At 63.8% G+C, this 5,118-nt stretch carries 5 protein-coding genes and 1 pseudogene; 3 read left to right on the top strand and 3 right to left on the bottom strand.

Features of this window, described 5'->3' with window-relative positions:
• The first annotated feature begins 508 nt into the window (after positions 1–508).
• The 3 genes from ACIBVN_RS60505 (at position 509) to ACIBVN_RS60515 (ending at position 2,245) form a co-directional block, all read left to right on the top strand.
• Positions 509–697 carry a hypothetical protein gene (locus tag ACIBVN_RS60505; RefSeq protein ID WP_397151927.1) on the top strand — a complete coding sequence of 63 codons (189 nt, stop codon included), beginning with the start codon at positions 509–511 and terminating at the stop codon, positions 695–697.
• Positions 698–1,613: 916 nt separating this feature from the next.
• Positions 1,614–1,859 (top strand): hypothetical protein, encoded by a 246-nt coding sequence (locus ACIBVN_RS60510; RefSeq protein ID WP_397151928.1) that lies wholly within the window; start codon positions 1,614–1,616, stop codon positions 1,857–1,859.
• On the top strand, positions 1,856–2,245 hold the full coding sequence (locus ACIBVN_RS60515) for a type II toxin-antitoxin system VapC family toxin (protein ID WP_397151930.1): 390 nt from the start codon (positions 1,856–1,858) through the stop codon (positions 2,243–2,245). Before ACIBVN_RS60510 ends, ACIBVN_RS60515 begins: the two co-directional genes overlap by 4 nt.
• On the opposite strand, the gene ACIBVN_RS60520 is transcribed toward ACIBVN_RS60515, so the two are convergent.
• The 3 genes and pseudogenes from ACIBVN_RS60520 to ACIBVN_RS60530 all read right to left on the bottom strand — a co-directional run.
• Positions 2,226–2,444: a hypothetical protein gene (locus ACIBVN_RS60520; protein WP_397151932.1), complete on the bottom strand. Its 219-nt coding sequence runs from the start codon at positions 2,442–2,444 to the stop codon at positions 2,226–2,228. The genes ACIBVN_RS60515 and ACIBVN_RS60520 overlap by 20 nt on opposite strands.
• 334 nt (positions 2,445–2,778) lie before the next feature.
• A complete protein-coding gene (locus ACIBVN_RS60525) occupies positions 2,779–4,227 on the bottom strand; it encodes a hypothetical protein (protein WP_397151934.1) in 1,449 nt (482 codons plus the stop codon).
• A 565-nt stretch (positions 4,228–4,792) separates the two neighbouring features.
• Positions 4,793–5,032: pseudogene (locus tag ACIBVN_RS60530) on the bottom strand (integrase core domain-containing protein); the annotation flags it as partial.
• Positions 5,033–5,118: the final 86 nt, after the last annotated feature.

The following is a 5,118-nucleotide window of genomic DNA, read 5'->3' on the forward strand; positions in this document are numbered from 1 at the left end:
AGCATGGAGCGCAGGGTTTGCTCGCATACGGCGAGATATTGGCCGTAGTGGTCGAACTCAAATGACGGATAGGACGCCGTCATGGTGGCCAGGTCGAGCTCGTCCAGGAGCAATGCCATACCGATGACATCGCCCCGGCGGGTCTTCCGCCTTCGCTTCTGCACGTGAGACGACGGCAACAACAGCATCTACATCCAACAAGATTAGATAGATCTCCTAGGTCCACCAGACAGCCTGCTGATAAGAAGCCCGCCATAATGTTCTCGTCCACGACCGGCGAGAATCCCGCTGCCGGTCGGAGTCTTCGGGTCATGTGTCCCTGAGCAGGCCGACAGCGCGGGCCAGGACGATGAGCTGTTCTTTCGCGAGCGCTGTGGATTCGGGGGCGTTGAGGGTTCCGTCCGCATGAGGATGCAGCCCAAGTAGTGCACCCTGGACTGGGACGGATAGTTGCGACAGATCCTGGATACGCCCACGCAGATGATCCTCCGCCGTTGCCAGGACATCCGTGCCCAACCGCTCGACCACCCTGCTCGCTGGTGTCCACGGTCACGTACTCGTCCTCGCCGGTAAGCGCGCCATTGTCGGCCAGCATGTCGAGCATGCCATCGAGCTGGGACTTGCCGTCCGCGAGTCGAAGCTGGCGGGTGATCGGATCGTAGGAGGCGTTCAGGCAGTGTTCGCCGCGGCGCAGTAACGACTCCTCCAACCCGCCATCCCACGTCGATCGCTCCAACTCCACCCAACCGGCTCCCAGCAGCTCCATCTCCAAGCAGTCCAAGACGCTGTCCGAGTAGTGATCGGCACCACCAGTCCCGTACAACCGCTGGTAGCTCTCCCCTGCCCAACCACCGTCCTGGTCGGCCATGCCGGCGACATCACCGGTAGTGACGATCGACGCGAGCAGCTCGGCTGCTTCTGGAAAGCCAGCGTCGGGACAACCATCGCGGTGGCACCAGTTCTCTCCTGGACACCCCAGGATCACTCGACGCACCGCGTCCACCATGTCCGTACCATCGGCGGAACGGCTCACGAACACCAGGTAACTATGCAGTGGACCAGGCACACCGATCAGACCTTCGGTGCCGTGCAGGGCCCCACCGTACACGTACACGATGAATCCGCTCCTGCCTTCCCCCGCCCAGCCAGCGATGGCCGCGCGGGCGGTGACCAGCGTGTGCGCATCCACGCTGGGGTCCCATCCGTCCAGCACCCATCGGGCGCTGTGGCGCCGCCCCCCGCGGCCCCGAGGGCGAGAGCGAGCGTCTCATAATCTTGAGGCGTGTTGTCGGTGACCGGCAGCCCTCCAAGGGTCGTCGAAGTGGCCAGCAGTTCGCTCGTCACTCCCGGATCCTGTGCCGCCGGCAGCGACTTCACCGGTTCGACCGCCCACCAGCGCATGCCTTCAGGAACCAACGCTTCGTTGGCCTCCGCGTCGATCGGAACAGTCGTGGCAGCGCGCTCGCTGGTGACGCCCAGGAGCGTAGGAAACCCCTGACTCGACGAAAACCTCATGACGCGGTCGGATGCTACCCATCGGCGCGAGTAAGCCTCGGCCACCAGTTACGCTGAAGGTGCAACACAGGCGCCGCGACGGAGGGAGTCGAGCGACGGTGAGCGTGGACCTCGAACACGAGCCCATTCATGACCTCGCCCGCCGGGTCATCCGGTTGGCCGAGGAAACCCAGCACGCCGCTCAAGTGCTCGAACGCCGTCTCGATGCGCTGGAACGCCGCTCCGAAGCCGCCGGCAGAGCCGAACGTATCTTGAGCGTTGCCGCTGAGATGCGAACCCACCTCGGTGGGGACCGACTGTCCGTTGAAGATCTGTACGATCCGGACACTGGCCTTCCCGCGTGATCATCGATTCCAGCGCCATCATTGCCGTCATCAACGGTGAGCCCGAGGCCACCCAGTTCGCCCACGCCATCGCCGCAGCCGTGTGTCGTGTCTCGGCTGTCAACTACGTCGAAGCGGCCATCGTGGCAGACAACCGTGGTGAGGCCATGCGCCACGCCTTCGACACGCTCGTCAACGAGATGGGGCTCATCATCGAGCCGGTAACACCCAATCAGGCCAGGATCGCGCGCCGGGCGTACCAGATCTACGGCAAGGGCAACAATTCCAAGGCCAAGCTCAACATGGGCGACTGCTTCGCCTATGCTCTCGCCAAAGACCTCGACCAGCCCCTGCTTTTCAAAGGCGAGGACTTCCCACACACCGACATCACCCCTGTGCAGCCCTGACGGTCCAGCACTCTGGGAGCTGCTGCGCGAGTTCGGCGGCGGAATCCCCGGCCGGGAGATGGAAACGGGGCGGACGGTCGCCGAACGGCTGGACGCCGCCGCCGCCCGCCGCCACGCCCGCGAGCAGCAGGAGGCGGCCCAGCGCACCGAAGAACAGGCCCGCCGGGAACAGCAGCGACGGCAGGCCCGGGAACTCCACCTGAACCGGCTCGCCCAGGACCTCGACGCGGCGTGGGACCGGGTGGAGACCTCCATCGGCACCAAGAAACCCCGCGAATACGGTACGGGCCTTGATCGGTGTCGATGCCGAGGAATTCCCGGACGCATTCGATGGTCAGTACCTCGCTGTCGGCGAGCGTCGGCCGAGGCCCTCGCCGACGTAGGCGTCGATCGCCGAGCCAATCGTCGATGAGGCAGAACACTGTAGTGACGAATGTCGTAATGTCCATGGCAGGACCCTCGTACGCGAGATGACGGCTTCATCTGCAGCGTACGAGGGTCCCCTTGGCTAGCCGAGAAACCCGCACACAGGGTTAGCTAGGGGTGTCGTAGCCGATCCAGTTGATGTACCAGCCGAACTGCTGGGCCATGGCGGGAGTCAGGTCGCGGTCGTCGCGCCATTTGAGGTAGACGCTGAACTTGTTGGCGGTGATGTCGTAGACGGCACTGGTGCCGACCAGGTCGTATTGCATGCCACCGGCGCCTCCGATGGAGGTGAGGTAAACGGGGTTACCGGTGAACTGGCCTGCGGTGGTATCCACGTCGATGCAGATGGAGTTGGGTGCGTAGGCCCTCCAGCCCTGTCCAGGTGGGGTCTTTCCTGAGGCCGTCCAGCCGTGCTTGGCGAACACGGTTCCCCACTCATGGGTGCCCGCCCGATACACGTTCAGCCCTTCCTTGGGGAAGCTGATCCATCCGTCGTTGGAGCTCCTCCCCTGCACCCATTTGGTGTTCACACCGTTGAGGTCGGCCTTGTCGGCGTGCACATTTCCCCATGCTCCGCTTCCCTGGCGGATGTCGATCCCGTCCTTGGGGAAGCTGATCTTTCCGTCGTCGGAGCTTCTCCCCTGCACCCATTCGGTGTTCACACCGTTGAGGAGGGCCTTGTCGGCCGTCACGGTCCCCTGCCCGCCGGAGTTGTTGAAGATCTCCACCCCTGTGTCGGTAAAGGTGACACGCCCCTTGTTCGCCGTCCCCTGGACCCAGGGGGTGTCGATGCCGATGGTGGCGGTGAGCGTCTCCAGGACGGGATAACGCACCTGAACGGTCGTGGTGAGGAAGTGCTGCTGCTGGGTGGTGGGGTCGGTGGCGACGAGAATGTAGGTGGTAGCCCGCTTCGGGGCTTCAGCCGGCGACCAGGTCCGCGTGCGCGGGGCGATGTCCACTTGCCCGCCGGGGAACCGGATCTCGTAGCTGAAGTCGTTGGACCCGTCCCAGCTCAGCGTGAGACTGTCTCCGGCGTCCACCATGGCCTTGTCCGGACGGAAGTCCCGCGGCGGCGGAATCTCCTTCGGAGCGGCCTTCACCAACGGCACCGCCGCATCGCTGACCTGCCACCCGCTAGGGGTTCTGATGGTCTCGGTCACCATCAGCACAGCCACCCCGGCGGTGGGAGCGACGGTGATGTTCTCCAGCGTCAGCACCATGTAATCACCGGGCTCGAAACCCTCTATGCGACCGCTCTGAGGGGTGACCTGGAAGACGTTGGTCCCCTGCGGCTGGACGATCACCGGCCGGGTGTCCGCCTGAGGGCCCGACTGGGTGTCGGTGTACTCGCCCTTCGGCTTGATCGTGCTGATGTCCCGGGTGAGGTGGCCGGCTCCGTCACCCACGGGCACCTTCACCTCGATCCTCAACCAGGGCACCGTCTTCCTGGTGTTGGTGACCATCAGATACACCGTCCCCGTGGACGGAGACCGCCCATCCACTGACGCCTCCAAGGACGCCGGGTCGGTGAGGATGGTGTAGGTCAGCGCAGTCATGCTCACGACTCCTTCTCTTGGCAAACAACGCAGGCCGATGACCTGCGCACTACGAGAGGACCGGGCCGGGCAGAACAGGCGGCGGCACGGGTGACGCGTCCGGAACCCGCCGCTTGTGACACACCGCAGAAGAGCACCCCCTAGATCCAAGCGCCAGGACGAGAGCACAACAAGAGCACCCAAGGAGGCCATAACCGGGCGCTCAGGCCACACCCTCAGCGCCTTGACAAGCCTTCGGACCATGCATCACGGGCCGCTCCGCAAATGAAGCGCCTCACACCCAAACACGGAGGGGCATTCTTGGGCATTTCGAAAACGACAAAACGATGCAAAATGATAGATTCAGATATGTTGAGACAGAGTCCGGCACAAAAGCTGTCGACTTTTAATCCGTAGGTTGCGGGTTCGAGCCCCGGGCGCCCTACTACTCCACACCCCATCTGACCTGCGATTTATCGGTTCTGGCAGCCATTGTGTGAGGCCGAGAGGCAGGAATGGTTGCTCGCCGGCTTGTACCGCCTCAAAACTCGTGCACGTGGTCTGAGCTGGTGCTTCTTCGGGTTGGTCAGGCGGCTCGGTGGTACTCGTTGATGGCTCCGCTGAGCAGCTTTCGGCGCTGGATCCGGCCTTGCAGCGGCACTGCGACGTCCTCATCTTGATCGGGTGGGCGTTGTTGGCGGGACTGGTGTGGGCGGTGCGCGTTGTAGTGTTCGGCGTACTCGCTCAGGACTGATCGCAGGTGGCGTTCGTCGTAGATCAGCATCTGGTCTGTGCATTCGGCTCGGGCGGTGCGGACCCAGCGTTCGGCGTAGCAGTTGGATTACGCCGTCGATTACACCCGATGGCGACGATCAGTACCGACGCGTTCGGGTGACCCACCCGTTTCATCCG

Source organism: Nonomuraea sp. NPDC049400 (assembly GCF_044466425.1).
Lineage (GTDB): Bacteria > Actinomycetota > Actinomycetes > Streptosporangiales > Streptosporangiaceae > Nonomuraea.

Excerpts from the sequence above, each read along its gene's own strand:
- ACIBVN_RS60525 (WP_397151934.1), bottom strand. The coding sequence starts at position 4,227 with ATGACTGCGCTGACCTACACCATCCTCACCGACCCGGCGTCCTTGGAG.